This is a genomic window from Cellulomonas sp. GTC20042 (assembly GCF_055389595.1).
In genome coordinates, this window is sequence record NZ_AP043678.1 from 2,469,525 (window position 1) to 2,490,799 (window position 21,275).

Below are 21,275 nucleotides of genomic sequence, written 5' to 3' on the forward strand. Positions count from 1 at the left end.
AGGGCTGCGACTCTTTGGCAACACGAATGTCACACGAACGGCCATGGTCGATCACTTGATCCACGCGATCGACCGGCACCCGCGCACACCTCGGCAACTCCCGGCAAACCCCTGGAGGACACCGGGATCGGAACGATACGATTTCTGTGCGGCCGGCCGACCCCGCTCCGCCCAGAACCCCCGATCCCCCCTCTTCTCGGAGCACCCCCGTCATGGCCAAGGTCCTGACCGCCGGCAGCCCCTGGCGCGTCATCCTCGTGTTCGCCGTCCCCCTGCTGGTCGGCAACGTCGTCCAGCAGCTCTACCAGTTCGCCGACGCGATCGTCGTGGGCCGCCACCTCGGCGTGGACTCGCTCGGCGCGGTCGGCGCGACCGGATCGCTGCTGTTCCTGCTGCTCGGCTTCGTCTGGGGCATGACCTCCGGCTTCGCGATCCCGACCGCCCAGGCCTACGGCGCGCGCGACCACGACGCCGTGCGCCGCTCGGTGGCCGCCGGCACGATCCTCACCGGCGTCGCGAGCATCCTGCTCACCATCGGCGCCCCGCTGCTGGCCGGCCCGGCGCTGTCCCTGCTGCGCACCCCGGCCGAGCTCATGCCCGAGGCCACCACGTTCGCGCAGGTCAGCTTCCTCGGCACCAGCGCGCTGATGTTCTTCAACTACCTGTCGGCGATCATCCGGGCGATCGGCGACTCACGGACCCCGCTGGTCTTCCTCACCATCGCCTGCGTGCTCAACGTGGTGCTGGTGATCCTCATGGTCGGCCCGCTCGGCCTCGGCGTCGGCGGCGCGGCGCTCGCCACGGTGGTCGCGCAGGCGATCTCGGTCGGCCTCTGCCTCGAGCTGGTGCGTCGCCGGATCCCCGTGCTGCACGTGCGCCGCTCCGACTGGCGGGTGCCGCGCGCCGACCTGCTCGAGCACCTGCGGCTCGGCCTGCCGATGGGCTTCCAGGCGTCGATCATCGCGATCGGCACCCTGGCCGTGCAGGTGCGGCTGAACGAGCTCGGCGCCGACGCCGTCACCGCGTACACCACCGCCTCGCGCGTGGACGGGCTCGCCGTCGCGCTGCTCCAGTCGCTCGGGCTGGCCGTGTCGATGTTCGTCGCGCAGAACCTCGGCGGCGGGCGCCCCGACCGGATCCGCCGCGGCGTCGTGCAGGCGACCTGGCTGGCGGTGGCCGGCTCGGTGGCGCTCGGCGTGGTGATCATCCCGTCCGGCGGCGCGCTGGTGCGACTGTTCGTCGGCGACGGCGCGGACGAGGTGGTCGCGCTCGCCACGTCGTTCCTGCACGTCAACGCGGCCCTCTACACGCTGCTCGGCGTGCTGTTCGTGCTGCGCGGCGCGCTCCAGGGGCTCGGCCGCACCGGCGTGCCCACGCTCACCGGCGTGATCGAGCTGGTGATGCGCGTGGGCGCCGCGGTGGTGCTCGGCGCGATGTTCGGGTTCATCGGCGTCGTGTGGGGCAACCCGCTGGCCTGGGCCGGCGCCGTGGTGCTGCTGGTCCCGGCGTACCTGCGCGCGCACCGGCACCTCGCCACGCTGCCGATCGCCCCGCTGGAGCAGCTGGCCGCCACCCCCGAGCCGGTGCCGGTGGAGGGGCCGGTCGACGGGTCGATGGCGGTGGACGCGGTGGTGCCGCAGCCCCGGGTGGACGAGGTGGGCGCGGCGGACGTCGAGGCGGGACGGACCTGCTGACGCGGCGCGGCCGGGCGGGTCGCGACGGCCGGGGCGCGACGGGGGCGCAGGGCCGGGCGCGACGCGACGGCCGGGGGCCCGGCGGGCCGCAGGATCAGCCCGCGACGACCACCGAGCGCACGGTGGCCGCGAGGTAGCGCCCGGCGGCCTCCGCGTCGACCTCGCCCGCCACCACCCGGGCACCCGCGTCGTGCACCAGCGCGACCACCGAGGCCACCAGCCAGTCCTGCGGCAGATCGGTGCGGAACACCCCCGCGGCGCGCCCCCGGTCCAGCAGCCGACGCAGCCCGTCCAGCACCGCGTCGTGCTCGGCGTCCACCTGCGCGACGGGCAGCACCCGGCAGGCCGCCTCCACCGCCCCGTAGCCGTCGGCGAGCACCTGCCACGTCCCGGCGACCAGCCGGTCCAGCGCCTCGACCGGCGGACCGTCCAGGTCGATCGCCGCCACCGCGTCCGCCGCGTCCGCCATCGCCTGCGCCAGCGCGGCCGCCACCAGCGCGTCCCGGGTGGCGAAGTGCCCGTACAGGGTCACCCGACCGACCCCGGCCGCCTGCGCGACCTGGGCCACCGTCGCCGAGGGGTCGGTGCGGAACAGCCGCAGGGCGGCGTCGATCACGGCCTGCCGGTTGCGCACGGCGTCGGCACGGGCGGCGGGCTGCGCCGGGCGTGGGGGTCCGGTCGGCGAATCGGCTGCGGGTGAGGTCAGGGCCACCCGGGAACAGTATCTCGAACACGCGTGTTCTACTTATCTCGAACACGCCTGTATGAGATCGATCGGAGATCCCCCTGTCGCACCACCCGCTCGCCGTCCTCGTGCTCGGCGGCTACGGCGCCGTCGGCGCGCACACCGTCGCCGACCTGCGCACCCGGGGCCACCACGTCGCCACCGCCGGCCGCGACGCCACCCGCGCCGACGTGCCGCTCGACCTCGCCGACCACGCCGCCGTCGCGCGAGCCGCCGCCGCGGTGGACGTGGTGGTCAACGCCGCGGGACGCGAGGACGCCGCGCTGGTCCGCACGATCACCGACGCCGGGGCCGCGTTCGTCGACGTCAGCGCCTCGCCGGACTACCTGGCCGCCGTCGAGCGCCTGGACCCCGCCTCCCCCGTGCTGCTCAGCGTCGGCCTGGCCCCCGGGCTGACCAACCTGCTCGCGCACGCCGCGCACCGTGCCGCCCCGACCGGCACCCCGCTCGACCTGGCCGTCGTGCTCGGCGCCGGCGAGCAGCACGGCCCCGCCGCGACCGCGTGGAGCCTGGCCATGCTCGGCCGCCCGATGGCCGACACCGCCCACCCCGGCCGCACCCTGCGCACCTACACCGGCGGGGCGACGTTCACGCTGCCGCACGGCCGGCGCCGCCTGTTCCGCGCCGACTTCGGCGACCATCACACCCTCACCCGCGACCTCGGGCGGACCGTGCGCACCTGGTTCGGCATGGACACCCGCCTGGCGACCGTCGGCCTCGCCGCGCTGACCTGGGTGCCCGGCGCGCGGCGGATCCCGCCGGGCCTGCTGCACCTGCCCGGCTCGGAGGACTGGGTGCTCCAGGTGCGCGACGCCGACGGCCCCTGGCTCACCATGACCGGCAGCAACCAGTCGCACGCGACCGGGGTGGTCGCCGCGCGGGCCGCCGAGATCGCCGGGGGTGCGAGGGGCGCGGGTGCCGGGACAGGCGGGCGCGGGCGCGGGGTGCAGCCGGGCGGGGATGCCGCGGGCGTCGGCGCCGGGGTGCACCACCTCACGGACCTCGCGACACTGGACGACCTCGCGCTGCCGTTCGCGATCACCCGGCGTGCCGGGGCGGCGGCCGGTGCCGCGGCACGGGCGGACGCGACCCGCTGACCCGAGCGCCGCCGATCGACCGCCCGCGACCGCGCGGTAGCCTGTCGCTCCCCCACCCGCCGACCGGAGGTCCCGCCGTGCCCGTGAAGCCTCCCGCCGAGGTGGACCTCACCGTCGACCTGGTCCGCGACCTGCTCGCCGCGCAGCACCCGGACCTCGCCGACCTGCCGGTCCGCCTGGTCGCGCAGGGCTGGGACAACGGCATGTTCCGGCTCGGCGACGATCTGGCGGTCCGGCTGCCCCGGCGGGAGATGGCCGCCGCCCTCGCCCGGAACGAGCAGCGCTGGCTGCCGGTGGTCGCCGCGCTGTCGCCGGTGCCGGTGCCCGCGCCGGTGCGCGTCGGCGCCCCTACCGACGCCTACCCGTGGTCGTGGAGCGTCGTGCCGTGGTTCACCGGCACGACGGTGGCCGAGCAGCCCGTCGCCGAGCGCACCGCCTGGGCCACCGACCTCGCCGACGTCCTGGCTGCCCTGCACGTGCCCGGACCCGCCGACGCCCCGGTCAACCCGGTGCGCGGCGGTGCGCTCGCCGGACGTGCCGGGGCGCTGGCGGGACGGATCGCCGACGGGCACCTGGACCGGGTGCTCGACGGCACAGCGGCGATCGGCCCCGGCTCCGCCGACGGCACCGGCCCCGCCGACGGCGACCGTGCCCGGCCCTCGCCCGGTGGCGCCGGACCCTCCCCCGCCGAGGTCCGCGACCGCGCCCACCGCCTGTTCGACGCCGCCCTGGCCGCCCCGGCGTGGCCCGGCGACCCGCTCTGGCTGCACGGCGACCCGCACCCCGCCAACCTGCTCGTCCGGGACGGCCGGCTCACCGCTCTGCTCGACTTCGGCGACATGACCACCGGCGACCCGGCCACCGACCTCGCCACAGCCTGGCTGACCTTCGACCCCGCCGGCCGCGCCGCCTTCCGCACGCGCACCGAGGCCCGGGGAGAGGCCACCGGCGGCCCGTGCACCCGCACCGATCCCGGGCTGTGGTCCCGCGCCGCCGGATGGGCGCTGGTGATGTCCTCCGCGATGGTCACCCACGGCGACGACGACCCGGTGATCGCGGCGATCGGCCGGCACGCGGTGCACGCCCTGCTGGGCTGATCCGCCCCGTACGCTGCTGCGATGCACGACTTCCTCGACGGCGCCCGTGTGCTCGGCCAGGGCTGGGGGTGGTGGCGCCGTCGGCCCGGCGTGATGGCCGCCGGCCTGGTCCCCGCCGCGCTGGTCGGCCTGGTGGTGCTCGCGGGGATCGTGGCGCTGCTGGTCAACCTCGGCCGGCTCGGCGACGCGCTGACCCCCTTCGCGGACGACTGGTCCCCCGGCTGGGAGCGCACCGCCGAGATCACCGCCGGCGGTCTGGTGCTCTCCGCGGCGCTGGTGCTGGTCGTCGTCACGTTCACCGGCCTGACCCTGGCGGTCGGCGAGCCCTTCTACGACCGGGTGTGGCGCACCGTCGAGCGCGACGTCACGGGCACGGTCCCCACGGGCGACACCGGCTTCTGGCGCGGGGCGGTCGACGGCGTCGCCCTGGTCGCGCGCGGCCTGCTGGTCGCCGTGGCCACCGGCCTGCTCGGGCTGCTGCCGCTGATCGGCACCGTCACCTCGTGGGTGGTCGGGCTGCTGCTCACCGGCTGGGTGCTCGCGCACGAGCTCACCTCCCGCGCCCTGGTCGCGCGCGGCATCGACCGGTCGGCGCGCAACGCCCTGCTGCGGGCGCACCGGGGACGCGCGCTCGGCTTCGGCGTCGCCACGCAGCTGTGCTTCCTGGTGCCCGGCGGCGCGGTGGCGACCATGCCCGCCGCGGTGGCCGGGTCCACGCTGCTCGCGCAGTCGCTGCTCGGGTCGGGGCGCGGCACGCCGTCCGGCTCGGGCGCGTCCGGCACCGCCGCGTCCGTCCCGTCCGCACCCGGCCCGTCGGCACCCGGCCCGTCCGCACCCGGCCCGTCCGCACCCCGCGCGGCGGCACCCGGCCCCGTCGCACCCGGCGGCGCCCGCCCCGTTCCGCCGGCGCCGCCCGCCTGACACCATGGGCGGATGAGCCCGACGCAGCGCCGCGACGGCGACCCGGTGACCGTCCCGACCGATGCCGACGTGCACGCGTACCTCGCGGCCGTCGCCCACCCGGTCCGCCGCCGTGACGGCGAGCGCCTGCTCGCGCTGATGACGGAGGTCACCGGCGAGATCCCGCGCCTGTGGGGGCCGTCGATCGTCGGCTTCGGGACGTACCACTACCACTACGCCAGCGGCCGGCAGGGCGACGCCCCCGCCGCCGGCTTCTCCCCCGCGCGCCCGCGCGTCCACGGTCTACCTGATGGACGGCCTGGAGCCGCACGCCGACGCGCTGGAGCGCCTGGGCACGCACAGCGGGGGCCGGGGCTGCCTCTACCTGCCCGACCTGGAGAAGGTGGACCTCGACGTGCTGCGCGCGATCGTGGCGGAGTCCTACCGCACCCTCACCAGCGGCACGGTCACGGAGCACCTGGCCACCCGCGGGGACTGAGCGCGCGCCGCCGCCGAGTTCGGTGGTTCGTGCGAAAAAGCGCCCACCGAACCACCGAACTCGGCCGGAACCACCGAACTCGCGGGCCTGAGCGCGCGAGCTCGGCGGAGCGGAGCCGTGGGGAGGTGCGTCAGGCGGCCACCAGGGAGCGGAGGACGTACTGGAGGATGCCGCCGTTGCGGTAGTAGTCGGCCTCTCCGGGGGTGTCGATCCGGACGACGGCGTCGAACTCCACCACGCCGCCGTCGGGCTTCGTCGCGGTGACGCGGACGGTGCGCGGGGTCTCGCCCTCGTTCAGCGCGGTGATCCCGGCGATGTCGAAGGTCTCCGTGCCGTCCAGCCCGAGGGAGTCGGCCGACTCGCCGGCGGGGAACTGCAGGGGCAGCACGCCCATGCCGATCAGGTTGGACCGGTGGATCCGCTCGAAGGACTGGGTGATCACGGCCTTCACGCCGAGCAGCGCGGTGCCCTTGGCGGCCCAGTCACGGGACGAGCCGGAGCCGTACTCGGTGCCGCCGAGGATGACCAGCGGGATGCTCGCGGCGGCGTAGGCCTGGGCGGCGTCGTAGATCGAGGTCTGCTCGCCGGTCAGGTGGTTGCGCGTGAAGCCGCCCTCGACGCCCGGCACCAGCTGGTTGCGCAGCCGGATGTTGGCGAAGGTGCCGCGGATCATCACCTCGTGGTTGCCGCGCCGCGATCCGTAGGAGTTGAAGTCGCGCCGCTCGACGCCGTGCTCGGCCAGGTACACGCCGGCCGGGCTGTCGGCCTTGATCGACCCCGCGGGGCTGATGTGGTCGGTGGTGACCGAGTCGCCGAGCTTGGCGAGCACGCGGGCGCCGGTGACGTCGACCACCGGAGCGGGCTGCGCGCCCATGCCCTCGAAGTACGGGGGCTTGCGCACGTAGGTCGACGCGGTGTCCCAGGCGAAGGTGTCGCCCTCGGGGGTGGGCAGCGAGCGCCAGCGGTCGTCACCGGCGAAGACGTCGGCGTAGTCGGCCTCGAACATCTGCCGGTCGATCGAGGCGTCGATCGTGGCCTGGACCTCCTCCGGCGTGGGCCAGATGTCGGCGAGGAACACGTCGACGCCCTGCTCGTCCTGGCCCAGCGGCTCGTGGTCGAAGTCGAAGTCCATCGTGCCGGCCAGCGCGTAGGCGATCACCAGCGGCGGCGACGCCAGGTAGTTCATCTTGACGTCGGGGTTGATCCGGCCCTCGAAGTTGCGGTTGCCGGACAGCACGGAGACCACCGAGAGGTCGTGCTCGTTCACCACCGCGGAGACCTCCTCCGGCAGCGGGCCGGAGTTGCCGATGCAGGTGGCGCAGCCGTAGCCGACCAGGTGGAAGCCGAGCTTCTCCAGGTAGGGCCAGAGGCCGGCCTTCTCGTAGTAGTTCGTGACGACCTGCGAGCCCGGGGCCATCGACGTCTTGACCCACGGCTGCGCGGACAGCCCGCGCTCGACGGCCTTGCGGGCCAGCAGCGCGGCGGCGAGCATCACCGACGGGTTCGAGGTGTTGGTGCAGGAGGTGATCGAGGCGATCACGACCGCGCCGTGGTCGAGCTCGGTGGCGGTGCCGTCGGCCAGGGTCACCGGCACGCGCTTGTGCGGACGACGGGCCGCCCCGCCCGGCGCCCCGTGCACCTGCGTCGGGGCGTCGGAGGCGTCGGTGTGCTCCCCCGCCGCGATCGGGTCGGAGGCCGGGAAGGTCTCGTCCACCGACTCGTCCAGGCCGGTGAAGGGTGCGCGCTCGGCGTCGGAGACGTAGTCGAGGATCGTGGAGGCGAAGGACTCCTTGGACTCGGACAGCTCGATCCGGTCCTGCGGGCGCTTCGGGCCGGCGATCGACGGGACCACCGTCGACAGGTCGAGCTCCAGGTACTCCGAGTACACGGCCTCGGCGGCGTCGCCGCCCGGCTCCAGCCACAGGCCCTGCTCCTTGGCGTAGGCCTCGACCAGGGCGAGCTGCTCGGCGCTGCGACCGGTCAGCCGCAGGTAGTCCAGCGTGACCTGGTCGATCGGAAAGATCGCGCAGGTGGAGCCGAACTCCGGGGACATGTTGCCGATCGTCGCGCGGTTGGCCAGCGGCACCGCCGCCACGCCGTCGCCGTAGAACTCCACGAACTTGCCGACCACGCCGTGCTGGCGCAGCAGCTGGGTGATCGTCAGCACCACGTCGGTGGCGGTCACGCCGGAGGGGATCGACCCGGTGAGCTTGAAGCCGACCACGCGCGGGATCAGCATCGACACCGGCTGGCCGAGCATGGCGGCCTCGGCCTCGATGCCGCCGACGCCCCAGCCCAGCACGCCCAGGCCGTTGACCATGGTGGTGTGCGAGTCGGTGCCGACGCAGGTGTCCGGGTACGCGCGCAGCACGCCGTCGACCTCGCGGGTCATCACGGTGCGCGCCAGGTACTCGATGTTGACCTGGTGCACGATGCCGGTGCCCGGGGGGACGACCTTGAAGTCGTCGAAGGCGGTCTGGCCCCAGCGCAGGAACTGGTAGCGCTCACGGTTGCGCTGGTACTCCAGCTCCACGTTGCGCTCGAAGGCGTCGCGGCGGCCGGCCACGTCGATCTGCACCGAGTGGTCGATCACCAGCTCCGCGGGCGCCAGCGGGTTGATCCGCGAGGGGTCACCGCCGAGCTCCGCGACGGCCTCGCGCATGGTGGCGAGGTCCACGACGCAGGGCACGCCGGTGAAGTCCTGCATGATCACGCGGGCCGGGGTGAACTGGATCTCGGTGTCCGGCTCGGCGGACGGGTCCCAGCCGGCGAGCGCGCGCACGTGCTCCGCGGTGATGTTGGCACCGTCCTCGGTGCGCAGCAGGTTCTCCGCGAGGATCTTCAGGCTGTACGGCAGCTTCTCCACACCCGGCACCGCCGAGAGCCGGAAGATCTCGTAGCCGGTGTCACCGACCTCCAGCCGGGACTTCGACCCGAAGCTGTCGACGCTGCTCACGGTGGGCTCCTTCGTTCGGCGAGTTCCGCTCCGCGGGATGCCGGTCGGGGGGCGTCGACCTGCCGGAGCGCAGATATCTTGATGTCAAGATACATCCTAGCGCCTCCGCGCCGGACGCGCGTGCGCGGCGCGCACCGACGTACGTGCGACGGGCCGGGACGCCCGCATGATCACGCGAGATCCCCGGCCCGTCGGAGGGTGGAGGTACCGGTCAGCCCCGGTCGGCCTGCTCCTGCGCGCTGTCCAGCGCCCGGCGCTCGCGCTCGACCGCCTTCTCGTGCTGCCGGGGGTCGTAGTCCGGCGTGCCCTGCTTGTGCAGCTCGGCCGTCGCGCGCCGGCTGGCCTCCGCCACCCGTCGCGTCGCCTCCGCCGCGCTCAGGTGCGCGCCGTCGTGGGCTGTCGTCATCGTCGACTCCTTCCGTCACCGGGTCCGGGCGCGCCGCGCCCGCCCGACCACGCTAGGCCGATCGACGCACCCGCGCACCCGCTTCGCACCCCGCTCGTGCGACCCGCGTGCGCCGAGGTTGCACGAATGCACCCTTCCCGGCGCGGGAAGCATGCTTTCGTGCAACCTCGACGCAGGCACGGGCCCGCGCGACGCTCAGCGGGTCAGGACGGCGACGGCCTCGACGTGGTGGGTCATCGGGAACAGGTCGTAGCCCTGCACGTCGTCCAGGGCGAAGCCCTCCTCGGCCAGGTACGCGACGTCCCGCGCCAGCGCCGCCGGGTCGCAGGCCACGTAGACCACGCGCCGCACGTCCAGCGCGCCGATCGAGCGCACCACGTCCCGCCCGGCACCGACCCGCGGCGGGTCCAGCACGACGGCGTCCGCCGGGGCGCCCTCGTTCACGGCCAGCACCTGCGCGACGTCGCCCTCGAGCAGCTCGACGTTCTCCCGGTCGTGCGCGTTGCGCCGGGCGTCCCGGACCGCGCGGGCATCGCCCTCGACGGCCACCACCGCGCCGTCCTCGCCGACCGCGTCCGCGATCGGCAGCGTGAACAGGCCCGCACCGGAGAACAGGTCGAGCACCGTGGCGCCCTGCACGTCGCCCAGCGCGTCCAGCACCGCGGCGGTCAGCGCGGCCGGCGCCTCGCGGTGCACCTGCCAGAAGCCGGCGGCAGCGACCCGGTACTGCCAGGTGGTGCCGCCGACCGTGACCTCCTCGCGCACCACGCTGCGGGCGTTCGGACGCGGGTCGACCTTGCCGCGCCGCAGGTCGTAGGGCTGACCGTCGACCAGCACCACCGGCTCGTCACCGGCGGCCGGGGCCACCGCCTCGATCCGGGAGCCGGCACGCCAGCGCCGCCCGAGCAGGTCGAGCTCGGCGAGCGCGTCGCTCATCAGCGGCATCTGCTCCACCGGCACCAGGGTGTGCGAGCGGAACCGGCGCATGGCGGCCCGCCCCTCGGCATCCGCCTCCAGCTCGACACGGGTGCGCCAGCCCAGGCCCCCGCGCTCGTCGTCGCCGGGCATCGCGTGCACCGGGACCTCGCGCTCGACCTTCGCCAGCCGGGACAGCTGCTCGCCGAGCACCGCCTGCTTCCAGGCGCGCTGCGCGTCGAGGCGCACGTGCGCGAGCTCGCCGCCGCCGATCCCGCCGGGGCCGGCCTGCGGCCACACCGAGTCGACGCGGTCCGCGGAGGCGTCCAGCACCTCGATCGCGTCCCCGCGCCAGAACGACGCCTTGCGGCCGGTCTCGGTCAGCCGCACCCGCACCCGCTCGCCGGGCAGCGCGTGCCGGACGAAGACGACGCGACCGCGCTCCTCCCCCGGCGCGATCGGCAGCCGGGCGACGCAGTGGCCACCGTGGGCCACCGGTCCGACCTCGACCTCGACGATCTCGCCGTCCCGCTCGCCGTCGCGCACCGGCGCGCGTCGCGGGGCCGGACGCCGCGCGGCACCCGCTCCCCCGGCGGCCGCACCGCTCGCCGCACCTCCACCGCCGCCCGCGCGCCGACGCACCGGGCCCCGCCGCTGCTCAGAGGCCACGACTGCTCGTCCTGCGCACGTGCTCTTCCATACCGGTCTGTCCTTCCGTCGAGGCGAGCTGCCACGGCACGGAGGCCACGACGACGCCGGGGGTGAAGAGCAGGCGGCCCTTCAGCCGCAACGCGCTCTGGTTGTGCAGGAGCTGCTCCCACCAGTGGCCGACCACGTACTCCGGGATGTACACGACCACCAGGTCGCGCGGGCTCTCCCGGCGGATCGAGCGCACGTAGGTGATCACCGGACGGGTGATCTCGCGGAACGGCGAGTCGAGCACCCGCAGCGGCACCGGCAGGTCCATCGCCTCCCAGCGCTCGCGCAGCGCGGTCGCCTCCTCCGGGTCCACGCCGACGGTCACCGCCTCCAGCACCTGCGGCCGGGAGGCGCGCGCGTAGGCGATGGCCCGCATGGTCGGCCGGTGCAGGTGGGAGATCAGCACGATCGCGTGCACCCGGCTCGGCAGCGCGCGGGCGGCGGCGACGTCCTCGCCGAGCGCCAGCTCCTCGCGCACCGAGTCGTAGTGCTTGCGGATCGCCTGCATGACGATGAACACGATGATCATCGCGAGGATCGCGATCCAGGCGCCGTGCGTGAACTTGGTGGCGAGCACGATCAGCAGCACCGTGCCGGTCATGCCGAAGCCGATCGAGTTGATCACCCGGGACCGGCGCATCTTCGTGCGCTCCTTCGGGTCCGGCTGCGTGCGCAGCTCCCGGGTCCAGTGCTTGATCATGCCGAGCTGGGACAGCGTGAACGACACGAAGACGCCCACGATGTACAGCTGGATCAGCCGGGTCACCTGCGCGTCGAAGGCCACGATCAGCGCGATCGCGCCGGCCGCCAGCGTGAGGATGCCGTTGGAGAACGCCAGCCGGTCGCCGCGGGTGTGCAGCTGACGGGGCAGGAAGCCGTCCTTCGCCAGGATCGACCCCAGCACCGGGAAGCCGTTGAACGCCGTGTTCGCAGCCAGCACCAGGATCAGGCCGGTGACCACCGCCACCAGGTAGAACGCCGGCGGGAACGAGTGGAAGATCGTCTGCGCGAGCTGCCCGATCACCGGGTCCTGCACGTAGTCCGACCCGACCAGCACGCCGTCGCGCATCAGCTGCGTGGACGGGTCCTCGACGTAGTGCACGCCGGTCAGCCGGGCGAGCGTGAGGATCGACATGATCAGGAACACCGACAGCCCGCCGAGCAGCAGCAGCGTCGTCGCCGCGTTCTTCGACTTGGGCTTGCGGAACGCCGGCACGCCGTTGCTGATCGCCTCGACACCGGTCAGCGCCGCCGACCCGGACGCGAACGCGCGCAGCACCAGGAACGCACCGGCCGCGCCGACCAGACCCTGGTCGAAGCCGTCCTGCGGCACGATCGTCAGCGCCGCGCTCTCCGCCTGGCCCAGGTTGCCGGTCAGGTACTGGATGAAGCCGAAGATCGCGGTCGAGCCGACGGCCACCATGTAGAGGTACACCGGCACCGCGAACGCCCGGCCGGACTCGCGCACGCCGCGCAGGTTCGCCAGGGTCAGCAGCACCACCAGGGTCACCGCGACGATCGTCTCGTGCCCGCGGAGCGCCGGCAGCGCCGTCGCCGCGTAGTGGGCGCCCGAGGAGACCGACACCGCCACGGTCAGCACGTAGTCGACCAGCAGCGCGCTCGCCACGGTGACGCCCGCCTTGGGGCCGAGGTTGACCGTCGCCACCTCGTAGTCGCCGCCGCCCGAGGGGTACGCGTGCACGTTCTGCCGGTACGAGGCGATGACGGTGACCATGACCACGATGACGGCCAGGCCGACCCACGGGGAGATCACGGTGGCGCCCACGCCGGCGATGGCGAGGGTCAGCAGCACCTCGTCCGGGGCGTAGGCGACGGAGGACAGGGCGTCCGAGGCGAAGATCGGCAGCGCGATCCGCTTCGGCAGGAGGGTGTGCCCCAGGTTCTCGCTGCGGACCGGACGGCCCAGCAGCAAGCGTTTGGCGGCATCGGCGAGATCCGGCACGAGGGACCATGCTAGGGCCAGCCGGTGACCTGCGCGCCCCCCGAGGTCCCGGTCGCCGAGCGGTGCGCGTCACACACCCCCGGGGGTATACCGTTCCGCGTTGTGCACTTCGTGATCATGGGCTGCGGCCGGGCCGGCGCGACCCTCGCCCAGTCGCTCGAGAACCACGGCCACTCCGTCGCGGTGATCGACCAGAACCCGGACTCGTTCCGCCGCCTGGACGCCGACTTCGCCGGCTCCAAGGTGACCGGGCTCGGCTTCGACCGGGACGTGCTGCGCCAGGCCGGCATCGACGACGCCTACGGCTTCGCGGCGGTCGCGGACGGCGACAACTCGAACATCCTCGCGGCACGCGTCGCGCGGGAGACCTTCGGCGTCGACAACGTGGTGGCCCGGATCTACGACCCGCACCGCGCCGAGATCTACCAGCGCCTCGGCATCCCCACGGTCGCGACCGTGCGGTGGACCGCCGACCAGGTGCTGCGCCGGATGCTGCCGATGGGCGCCACCAACCAGTTCACCGACGCCTCCGGCAAGATCGTGCTCGCCGAGGTCGACGTGCACGAGGGCTGGGTCGGCCGCCCGCTGCGCACCCTCGAGGCCGCCACCGGCGCCCGCGTCGCCTACGTCACCCGGTACGGCGACGGGATCCTCCCCGACGCCCAGACCGTCCTCCAGGAGAACGACATCGTGCACCTGCTGATGCGTGCGGACGACTCCGCCGCCGTCGAACGCGCCGTCACCGCCGCCCCGGTGGTGGAGGCATGAGGGTCGTCATCGCCGGCGCCGGCTCCGTGGGGCGCTCGATCGCCCGCGAGCTGCTGGCCAACGGGCACGAGGTCACCCTGATCGACCGCCAGCCCTCCGCCATGCGCGTGGCGCAGGTGGCCGACGCCGACTGGCTGCTGGCCGACGCCTGCGAGCTGCCGACGCTCACCCAGGCCCGCACCGACGAGTGCGACGTCGTGGTGGCCGCCACCGGCGACGACAAGGCCAACCTGGTGATCTCGCTGCTCGCGAAGACCGAGTACGGCGTGCCCCGCACCGTCGCCCGCGTGAACAACCCGAAGAACGAGTGGATGTTCGACGAGGCGTGGGGCGTGGACGTCGCTGTCTCCACCCCGCGGATCATGACGGCGATGATCGAGGAGGCCGTCGCCGTCGGCGACCTGGTCCGGATCTTCACCTTCCACCAGTCCGGCGCGGACATCCTCGAGCTCACGCTGCCCGAGGACTCGCCGCTGGCGGGATCGCTGGTGGGTCAGATCGACTGGCCGACCGACACCGTGCTCGCCTGCATCGTCCGGGACGACCGGCCGTTCACGCCCAGCGCCGACGACACCCTCGAGGGGCGCGACGAGCTGCTGTTCGTCACGAGCCGGGAGGCGTCGGAAGAGGATCTGGCCGCGATCCTGTCGTCCCGCGTACCAGAATCCAGCTGAGCCAGAGCACCACCGCGGTCAGCGGCACGCCCATCACCAGCTTGGCCGTGCCGAGCCAGCCCACCTGGCCCGCGTAGTACAGCGGCACCTGCACGGCCAGGCGGGCGGCGAACATGCCGACCCACAGCCAGGTCGCCCAGGTGTAGCGCGCGCGCACGCCCCGGTCCTGCCGCCAGGCCACCGCGCCGGCCCACGAGCCGGTCGACGACAGCGGGCCGTCCGGGCGGAACACGCCGACGACCAGGCCGACCAGCGGCCAGCGCACCAGGATCGACACCAGGAACGCCGCCGCGTAGGCGCCGTTCACCAGCAGGCCCCAGGCGTAGTAGTCCTCCGCGCGGCCGGTGCGCCACGCCCAGACCACGCCGATCCCGACGCCGATCGCGCCGGAGAACGCCTGCGTGGGCGGCTGCCGCTGCACCAGGCGCACGATCACCGCGAGCACGGCGACGCCGCCGGAGGCGATCAGCGAGGGCATCAGCTCGCGGGTGGCGACGAAGACCACCACGAACAGCAGACCGGGCAGCACGGACTCGATCGCGCCGCGCACCCCGCCGACGGCGGCGGAGAAGGAGAACTCGTCGGCGGCGACCGCGCTCATGCCCCGGCCGGGGCCGGAGCGCTCGGCGGGCGGTGCGTCGACGGCGTCCGGCGCGGGGCCGGTCGCGTCCGTGGCGGCCTGCTCGGCCGGGGCGGACGCGTCCCGGGGATCACTCACCGGGTCGGGGCCGCAGCTCGTAGCGGGGGTTGAACATCGACCGGCGGCCGTCGCGGGTGCAGACCAGGCCCTCGACCTTGAGCCGACGGCCCGGGTCGATGCCGGCGATCTCCCGGCGGCCCAGCCAGACCAGGTCGACGGTGCCGGAGCCGTCGTACAGCTCGGCCTCCAACGCCGGGACGCCCTGGCGCGGGCGCAGCACCACCGAGCGCAGCACCCCGGACACCTTCACGCGGTGCCGGTCCGGCACCTTCTCGACCGGGGTGCATCCGGTGGCGCGCACGGCGTCCTCGCGCTCCTCGTCGGCCTCGATCTCCGCGCGGGAGGCGACCACCTTGCGCAGCGTGGTGCGCAGCGGCGTGGACATGTCAGCGGATCTCCGTGATCTCCGGCCCGCGGGTGAGCGGGTCGAACGTGGGTGCTGCGGGTGCTGCCGGGGCCGGGGCCGGGCGGACGCCGTCGGCCTGGTCGGGAAGCGTGAGGGCGAGCAGGTCGCGCGGGGGGCGCGCCTTGTCGTCCCGGACGACGACGGTCCGGCGGAACAGGTCCTCCAGCCGCGTCGCGGCCTCAGTGTCCACCGCGGCACGGCCGGTGACCACGCCGCGCAGGAACCAGCGCGGGCCGTCGACGCCGATGAACCGCGCCGGGCGGTGGCCGGTGCGGCCCTCGGGGGTGCGCACGGGCAGGCGGGCGAGCAGCTCGCGGCCGAACGGGCCGGGCACGTCGTCCACCGACCCGCCCTGCTTGCCGACCGACAGCGCGATCTCCTCGCGGATCTCGTCCCAGATCCCGTCGGTGCGCGGGGCGGCGAAGGCCTGCATCTGGAGCGTGGAGCCGTCCAGCGTCACGCCGACCGCGGTCACCGCGCCGGAGGCCTTGTCGATCTCCATCCGCAGCTCCATGCCGGGCACGCCGGGCAGGCGCAGGGCGCCCAGGTCGACCCGCGGGCCGGCCGGCACCTCCTCCTCGGAGTCGTACGGCCCCTGCGAGCGGTCGTGCGCCGACGGCTCCTCGGGCTCGTCGGCGGGGATGTCGGCGGAGTCCTCGACGGCCTCCACGACCTCGTCCTGCGTCGACGCGGTCAGGTCCTCAGCGGCGTCCTTGCGGGTGCCGCGCCGGAAAAGCGCCACCGTTCGTCCCTCTTCTCGCTCTGCCCGCGCACGGGCACGTACCCCACCGAGCGTAGTCCGCCCGAGAGGAGTTCCCTAGCGGGCCGCGCCCCAGCCGCCGCTGGAGCCGAAACCACCGGCGCCGCGCACGGATTCCGGCAGGTCCTCGACCTCGACGAACAGCGCCCGCTCGACCCGCTGGATCACCAGCTGGGCCACCCGGTCGCCGCGGTGCAGCTCCACCGGCGTCGTCGCGTCCGTGTTGAGCAGCGTCACCGCGATCTCGCCCCGGTAGCCCGCGTCCACGGTGCCCGGCGCGTTGACGATGGTCAGCCCGTGCTTGGCGGCCAGGCCCGAGCGCGGGTGCACGAAGGCGGCGAAGCCCTCCGGCAGCGCGATGGCGATCCCGGTCGGCACGGTCACCCGCTCCCCCGGCGCGATCGTCACGTCCACCCGGGTCACCAGGTCGGCGCCCGCGTCCCCCGGGTGCGCGTAGCCCGGCACCGGCACACCCTCGTCCAGACGGCGCAGCAGCACCTCCAGCGTCGGCGGGGCGGGGGCGGGCGTGGCCTCGGGGGCGGTCTGGTCCGTCACGGTCCCCGACCCTACCGGCCCCGCTGCGCGCGCCGAGCGCACTCCGCGGGCTGCTCCTGCTCGCGCGGCCCCTCCGCATTCCCCCTGCTCCCACATCCGACCCTCCGGACCCCCGCGCGCCTCTCCTTCCGGCGAGGTCGGTGGTTCGGCGGCTCACGCGGCGTGTCGTGATGGCGTGTCGTGCACGAACCACCGACCTCGTGGGTGGGATGGGATGCTGGGCGGGTGCTGACCGACGCTCCCGGACCCGCCGCCGTGCCCTCGCAGCCCGCCCAGCCCGCGCCCGCGGCTCGTCATGACGAGCGGCTGTGGCCCGGGGCCGCCGGGTGGGTGGCGGTCGTGGGGCTCGCCGCGATGCTCGGGGTGGCGCTGGTGCCGGTCGGTCCTGCCTGGGGTGTCGCGGGCGCCGTGCTCGGGCTGGTGGCGGGCGGGGCGGTGCTGGTGCGCGCCGCGGACCGGGTGACCGTCGACGGCGGCGAGCTGCACGCCGGGGCGGCGCACGTGCCGGTGGCGCTGCTGCGCGACCCCCGCGCGCTGGACGCCGCGCGGACCCGCCACGAGCTCGGCCCCGGCCTGGACGCCCGCACGCACCTGGCCCATCGCGGGTGGGTGCGCACGGCGGTGCGCGTCGACCTGGACGACCCCGCCGACCCCACGCCCGCCTGGGTGGTGTCGACCCGCCGCCCGGACGCGCTGGTCGCAGCGCTGCTCGCCGCCGGCGCGCAGGTCACCGCCCCCGCCCCGGGCGACACGCCCGCCCCCTGACCACCCCGCACCCCGCACCCCGCACCCCGCACCCCGCACCCCGCACCCCGCACCCCGCACCCCGCACCCCGCACCCCGCACCCCGCACCCCGCACCCCGCACCCCGCACCCCGCACCCCGCACCCCGCACCCCGCACCCCGCACCCCGCACCCCGCACCCCGCACCGAGAGTGCACGAAAGCACCCTTCGTGCGGCGTGAAGCCTGCGTTCGTGCAACCTCGGCGCTCCCCGCAGCGCGCACGCACGCGCATTCGCAGCGCGCACGCGGCCCCGGGTACGACGACGCCGCCCGGCCCCGGGGGGCGCGGACGGCGTCGTGGAGCGGTGCGGGTGACTCAGGCAGCGCACTCCGAGCAGACGGGCATGCCGTCCTTCTCGTAGGCGAGCTGGCTGCGGTGGTGCACCAGGAAGCATCGCGTGCAGGTGAACTCGTCGGCCTGGCGGGGCAGGACTCGGACCGAGAGCTCTTCGCCGGACAGGTCGGCACCGGGGAGCTCGAACCCTTCTGCGGCTTCGGTCTCGTCCTCGTCCACCACGCCCGAGTTCTTGTCGGAGCGCCGGGCCTGGAGCTCCTGGAGCGAGTCCTCGCTCAGGTCCTCCTCGGTCTTGCGCGGGGCGTCGTAGTCGGTTGCCATGAGGTGTGGTCACGCTCCGTCGAGGTCGGGGTCTTGGTGTACGCGGGATCAAGCACCGGAGGCGGTTCTTTGTTCCCGACGGCGGTGGGATTGTGCCTTATTTCTCCGAGGAGCGCACGCCGCCCTCAGCGATCGGTGTCCGCACCCAGCTCCTCCAGCAACGACGCGAGCTCGTCCACGGTTCCCGCCGGGCCCACGACGGTCATCTCCGCGGAGGCTGCGAGCCCGCGCAGGCCCCTGACCTGCGCACCCGCCTCGAGGGCGATGATCTGCCCCGCGGCGAGGTCCCACGGGTTGAGCCCGCGCTCGTAGTGCAGGTCGAGCGTCCCCTCGGCCACCCGGCACAGGTCGAGGGCCGCTGAGCCGATCCGCCGGATGTCCCGCACGCGCGGCAGCAGGGTCGCGAGCACCTGCGCCTGACGGGCCCGCCGCTCGGCGGTGTAGCCGAAGCCGGTGCCCACCAGGGAGGTGGCGAGGTCGCGCGCGGGGTTGGCCCGCAGCGGGGTGCCGTCCCGGCGCGCGCCGATCCCCCGGCCGGCGGTGTAGGTGCGCCCGTCGGGCACGGCGTGCACGCAGCCGGCGACCGGCGTCCAGGTGAGCGGGTCGGCGGATCCGGCCACCAGGCCGACCGAGATCGCGTAGGCCGGGATGCCGTACAGATAGTTGACGGTGCCGTCGATCGGGTCGAGCACCCACGTCAGGCCGCTGGTGCCGGGCAGCCAGCCGTCCTCCTCGCCGAGCACGCCGTCCTGCGGGCGGTGCTGGGCGAGCAGCGCGCGCAGGTGCGCCTCGGAGGCGAGGTCCATGGCGGTGACCACGTCGACCTCGCTGGACTTGGTGGCGGCGACGTCCACGCGGTCGGGGCGGCCGGCGCGCACCAGCTCGCCGGCGGATCGGGCGAGGGTCTCGGCGAGCGCGGTGAGCTCGCGGATCTCGTCGGGGGTGAGGTCGGGGGCGGGCACGGTCGGCTGCTCGGTCGTCACGCGCCCATCCTGTCCCACGCCCGCCACCGACCGCGAGGAGCGCGCGGTCCGGCTGCGCTACTCGTCGGCGGGGCCGCTGGTGCGCGCGCCCCCGCCGCCGGGACGTCGCCAGGTGCGCCGCACCCCCCGCGCCCGCCCGGCACCGCCGACCCCGGGGTTGCGCGGCGGGCGCCCGCCGACCCACGGCCCGGGGGCCTCCAGCCGGAACCGCAGCGCGACCACCCGCAGCACGAAGACCAGCACCACGGCCACCACCGCCGTCGCCGCGGTGAGCTCCCCCACCCGCCACAGCACCACGGTGACCACGGCGCCGAGCACCGAGGGGATCGCGTAGAGCTGGCGGTGGTGCAGCACGACGGGCACCTCGGCGGTGAGCAGGTCGCGCAGCACGCCGCCGCCGACCCCGGTGATCACCCCGGCGCACACCGCCGCGGTGGCTCCGGTGCCGTAGTCGAGCGCCTTGACCGTGCCGACCACGGTGAACAGCGCGAGCGCCCCGGCGTCCAGCACGAGGATGAACCGGCGGACCCGGCCCAGCCGGGGGTGCAGCGCCCAGGTGACCAGCCCCGCCGCGCAGGCGGTGGCGATGAACTCCCACTGCGAGATCCCGACCGGGGGGATCGCCCCGATCAGCACGTCGCGCATGATGCCGCCGCCGAGACCCGCCGCCCAGGCCAGCACGAGGATCCCGAAGATGTCGAAGCCCTTGCGCACGGCGGCGAGCCCGCCGGACAGCGCCCCGACGAAGACGCCGACCAGCTCCATGACCGGCTGGAGCGGGAGGTCGATCATCACCGGCAGATCATCGCAGCCGGCAGCACCCGGGCGACGCACCGCCGCGCCTCCGCGAGATCGGGGCTGGGCGATGGCAGGCTTCACGGCGGATGATGGGAGATGTGATGGCCGAGCTGGAACTGGTCGGGCTGCACGAGGACGGGGAGCACCTGGTCCTCGCAGCCGCCGACGGGCAGCGCTACCGCCTGCACATCGACGAACCGCTGCGCGCGGCGGTCCGCCGTGACCGTCCGCAGCTGGAGCAGATCCGCGCCGAGCAGTCCGGGGTGCCGAGCCCCCGGGAGATCCAGGCGCGCGTGCGCGCGGGGCAGACCGCCGAGCAGATCGCCGAGGCCTCCGGGCTGACGGTGGAGCACGTGCGGCGCTTCGAGGGGCCCGTGGTGGCCGAGCGCGAGTTCCTGGCCGAGCAGGCGCGTCAGACCCGGATCGGCCGCGACGTCGGCGCCCCGGTGCTCGGCGACCTGGTGCTCGACCGGCTCGCAGCGCGGGGCGTGGACACCGCGACGCTCACCTGGGACGCGTTCCGGGAGCAGGGCGCCGGCTGGACGGTCGTCGCGCGCTACCAGGTGCAGGACGAGCCGCGGGAGGCCCGCTGGGGCTACGACCCCTCGGTGCGCGCGGTGCACGCCGACGAGGACGAGGCCCGCTGGCTGTCGGAGACCGAGATCGCGGACGGCCCGCTGCCGCGCCGGCACCTGACCGCCGTGCGCGACGTGGTCTACGACATCGACGCCGAGGGATCGGTGCGCCCGGTGCTGGCGGCGGTGGACTCCCCCGCGCCGGCCCCCGAGCCGGAGGACGAGGACCCGCAGGCCGCCACCCAGGACCTGCTGGACGACCTGCGCGCCCGGCGTGGCGTGCGGCAGACCCTCGACCTGGAGGACGAGGACGAGGAGGGCGAGTTCCCCGGCTTCGGGCCGCAGCACGCCTTCGACTTCGGGATGCTCGACGCGCCGGGTGCGCACCCGGTGGACGCCGACCCCGCCGCCGAGGCGCGGGTGTACGACGTGCCGGGCCGCGGTCGGTCCGGGGAGCAGCAGGACGAGCGGGAGCACGGCGGGGCCACGGTGCACGCGATCGGCGGCACCCCCGCGGCCGCGGCGCCCGAGGCCGACGCGTCGCCCGCGGAGCCCGAGGCGGAGGAGCCGACCACCCGCACCGCTGCCGAGCGCCCGCGCGGTCGCCGGGGCCGGGCCAAGGTGCCGAGCTGGGACGAGATCGTCTTCGGCGCCAAGCCGGAGTAGGCACGGCCCCCGGGGCCC

At 74.9% G+C, this 21,275-nt stretch carries 21 protein-coding genes; 9 read left to right on the forward strand and 12 right to left on the reverse strand.

The genetic code is table 11. The annotated features are described in order from the left end of the window. The first annotated feature begins 212 nt into the window (after positions 1-212). Positions 213-1,694 (forward strand): MATE family efflux transporter, encoded by a 1,482-nt coding sequence (locus ACZ5HG_RS11475; protein ID WP_464176319.1) that lies wholly within the window; start codon positions 213-215, stop codon positions 1,692-1,694. A 94-nt stretch (positions 1,695-1,788) separates the two neighbouring features. Here ACZ5HG_RS11475 and ACZ5HG_RS11480 read toward each other — a convergent pair whose 3' ends face one another. Further along, positions 1,789-2,406: a TetR/AcrR family transcriptional regulator gene (locus tag ACZ5HG_RS11480; protein WP_464176320.1), complete on the reverse strand. Its 618-nt coding sequence runs from the start codon at positions 2,404-2,406 to the stop codon at positions 1,789-1,791. Positions 2,407-2,507: 101 nt separating this feature from the next. On the opposite strand from ACZ5HG_RS11480, the gene ACZ5HG_RS11485 reads away from it, so the two are divergent. The 4 genes from ACZ5HG_RS11485 (at position 2,508) to ACZ5HG_RS11500 (ending at position 6,032) form a co-directional block, all read left to right on the forward strand. Beyond that, positions 2,508-3,536, forward strand: coding sequence for an NAD-dependent epimerase/dehydratase family protein (locus ACZ5HG_RS11485; protein WP_464176322.1), 1,029 nt, complete (start codon positions 2,508-2,510; stop codon positions 3,534-3,536). A gap of 77 nt (positions 3,537-3,613) precedes the next feature. Continuing rightward, positions 3,614-4,633 (forward strand): aminoglycoside phosphotransferase family protein, encoded by a 1,020-nt coding sequence (locus ACZ5HG_RS11490; RefSeq protein ID WP_464176324.1) that lies wholly within the window; start codon positions 3,614-3,616, stop codon positions 4,631-4,633. 21 nt (positions 4,634-4,654) lie between these two features. Then, entirely contained in the window at positions 4,655-5,554 is a 900-nt protein-coding gene (locus ACZ5HG_RS11495; RefSeq protein ID WP_464176327.1) for an EI24 domain-containing protein, read from the forward strand. 289 nt (positions 5,555-5,843) lie between these two features. Further along, positions 5,844-6,032, forward strand: coding sequence for a hypothetical protein (locus ACZ5HG_RS11500; protein ID WP_464176330.1), 189 nt, complete (start codon positions 5,844-5,846; stop codon positions 6,030-6,032). Between the two features lie 130 nt (positions 6,033-6,162). Here ACZ5HG_RS11500 and ACZ5HG_RS11505 read toward each other — a convergent pair whose 3' ends face one another. The 4 genes from ACZ5HG_RS11505 to ACZ5HG_RS11520 form a co-directional block, all read right to left on the reverse strand. Next, positions 6,163-8,988, reverse strand: a complete 2,826-nt coding sequence (locus ACZ5HG_RS11505) for an aconitate hydratase (protein ID WP_464176332.1) — start codon at positions 8,986-8,988, stop codon at positions 6,163-6,165. A gap of 211 nt (positions 8,989-9,199) precedes the next feature. Next, the gene (locus ACZ5HG_RS11510; protein WP_464176334.1) at positions 9,200-9,394 is read right to left on the reverse strand and encodes a translation initiation factor 2; all 195 of its coding nucleotides are present in this window, start codon (positions 9,392-9,394) and stop codon (positions 9,200-9,202) included. Positions 9,395-9,589: 195 nt separating this feature from the next. Further along, on the reverse strand, positions 9,590-10,855 hold the full coding sequence (locus ACZ5HG_RS11515; protein ID WP_464182145.1) for a class I SAM-dependent RNA methyltransferase: 1,266 nt from the start codon (positions 10,853-10,855) through the stop codon (positions 9,590-9,592). Between the two features lie 112 nt (positions 10,856-10,967). Next, positions 10,968-12,971 (reverse strand): APC family permease, encoded by a 2,004-nt coding sequence (locus ACZ5HG_RS11520; protein ID WP_464176336.1) that lies wholly within the window; start codon positions 12,969-12,971, stop codon positions 10,968-10,970. 117 nt (positions 12,972-13,088) lie between these two features. On the opposite strand from ACZ5HG_RS11520, the gene ACZ5HG_RS11525 reads away from it, so the two are divergent. Continuing rightward, positions 13,089-13,739 (forward strand): potassium channel family protein, encoded by a 651-nt coding sequence (locus ACZ5HG_RS11525; protein WP_464182147.1) that lies wholly within the window; start codon positions 13,089-13,091, stop codon positions 13,737-13,739. Beyond that, entirely contained in the window at positions 13,736-14,413 is a 678-nt protein-coding gene (locus ACZ5HG_RS11530; RefSeq protein WP_464176338.1) for a potassium channel family protein, read from the forward strand. The genes ACZ5HG_RS11525 and ACZ5HG_RS11530 overlap by 4 nt, the downstream gene beginning before the upstream one ends. Here ACZ5HG_RS11530 and ACZ5HG_RS11535 read toward each other — a convergent pair. The 4 genes from ACZ5HG_RS11535 to dut all read right to left on the reverse strand — a co-directional run bounded on the left by ACZ5HG_RS11535 (position 14,343) and on the right by dut (position 16,834). After that, positions 14,343-15,131, reverse strand: a complete 789-nt coding sequence (locus tag ACZ5HG_RS11535) for a DUF3159 domain-containing protein (RefSeq protein WP_464176340.1) — start codon at positions 15,129-15,131, stop codon at positions 14,343-14,345. The two genes, ACZ5HG_RS11530 and ACZ5HG_RS11535, sit on opposite strands and share 71 nt — an antisense overlap. After that, a complete protein-coding gene (locus tag ACZ5HG_RS11540) occupies positions 15,124-15,498 on the reverse strand; it encodes an OB-fold nucleic acid binding domain-containing protein (RefSeq protein WP_464176343.1) in 375 nt (124 codons plus the stop codon). Before ACZ5HG_RS11540 ends, ACZ5HG_RS11535 begins: the two co-directional genes overlap by 8 nt. A gap of 1 nt (position 15,499) precedes the next feature. Next, positions 15,500-16,261 carry a DUF3710 domain-containing protein gene (locus tag ACZ5HG_RS11545; RefSeq protein ID WP_464176345.1) on the reverse strand — a complete coding sequence of 254 codons (762 nt, stop codon included), beginning with the start codon at positions 16,259-16,261 and terminating at the stop codon, positions 15,500-15,502. A gap of 75 nt (positions 16,262-16,336) precedes the next feature. Then, the gene (gene dut, locus ACZ5HG_RS11550; RefSeq protein ID WP_464176347.1) at positions 16,337-16,834 is read right to left on the reverse strand and encodes a dUTP diphosphatase; all 498 of its coding nucleotides are present in this window, start codon (positions 16,832-16,834) and stop codon (positions 16,337-16,339) included. 225 nt (positions 16,835-17,059) lie between these two features. Here dut and ACZ5HG_RS11555 point away from each other — a divergent pair, with 225 nt between their 5' ends. Beyond that, positions 17,060-17,599: a DUF3093 domain-containing protein gene (locus ACZ5HG_RS11555; protein ID WP_464176349.1), complete on the forward strand. Its 540-nt coding sequence runs from the start codon at positions 17,060-17,062 to the stop codon at positions 17,597-17,599. Between the two features lie 336 nt (positions 17,600-17,935). On the opposite strand, the gene ACZ5HG_RS11560 is transcribed toward ACZ5HG_RS11555, so the two are convergent. The 3 genes from ACZ5HG_RS11560 to ACZ5HG_RS11570 form a co-directional block, all read right to left on the reverse strand. After that, positions 17,936-18,235: a DUF4193 domain-containing protein gene (locus ACZ5HG_RS11560; RefSeq protein WP_464176352.1), complete on the reverse strand. Its 300-nt coding sequence runs from the start codon at positions 18,233-18,235 to the stop codon at positions 17,936-17,938. Between the two features lie 125 nt (positions 18,236-18,360). Then, positions 18,361-19,218 carry an inositol monophosphatase family protein gene (locus ACZ5HG_RS11565; protein WP_464176354.1) on the reverse strand — a complete coding sequence of 286 codons (858 nt, stop codon included), beginning with the start codon at positions 19,216-19,218 and terminating at the stop codon, positions 18,361-18,363. A 57-nt stretch (positions 19,219-19,275) separates the two neighbouring features. Continuing rightward, the gene (locus tag ACZ5HG_RS11570) at positions 19,276-20,010 is read right to left on the reverse strand and encodes a trimeric intracellular cation channel family protein (protein WP_464176356.1); all 735 of its coding nucleotides are present in this window, start codon (positions 20,008-20,010) and stop codon (positions 19,276-19,278) included. A gap of 107 nt (positions 20,011-20,117) precedes the next feature. Between ACZ5HG_RS11570 and sepH the strand changes: the two genes are divergently transcribed. After that, complete coding sequence (gene sepH, locus ACZ5HG_RS11575) at positions 20,118-21,257, forward strand: septation protein SepH (protein ID WP_464176359.1); 1,140 nt, start codon at positions 20,118-20,120, stop codon at positions 21,255-21,257. Positions 21,258-21,275 lie beyond the last annotated feature (18 nt).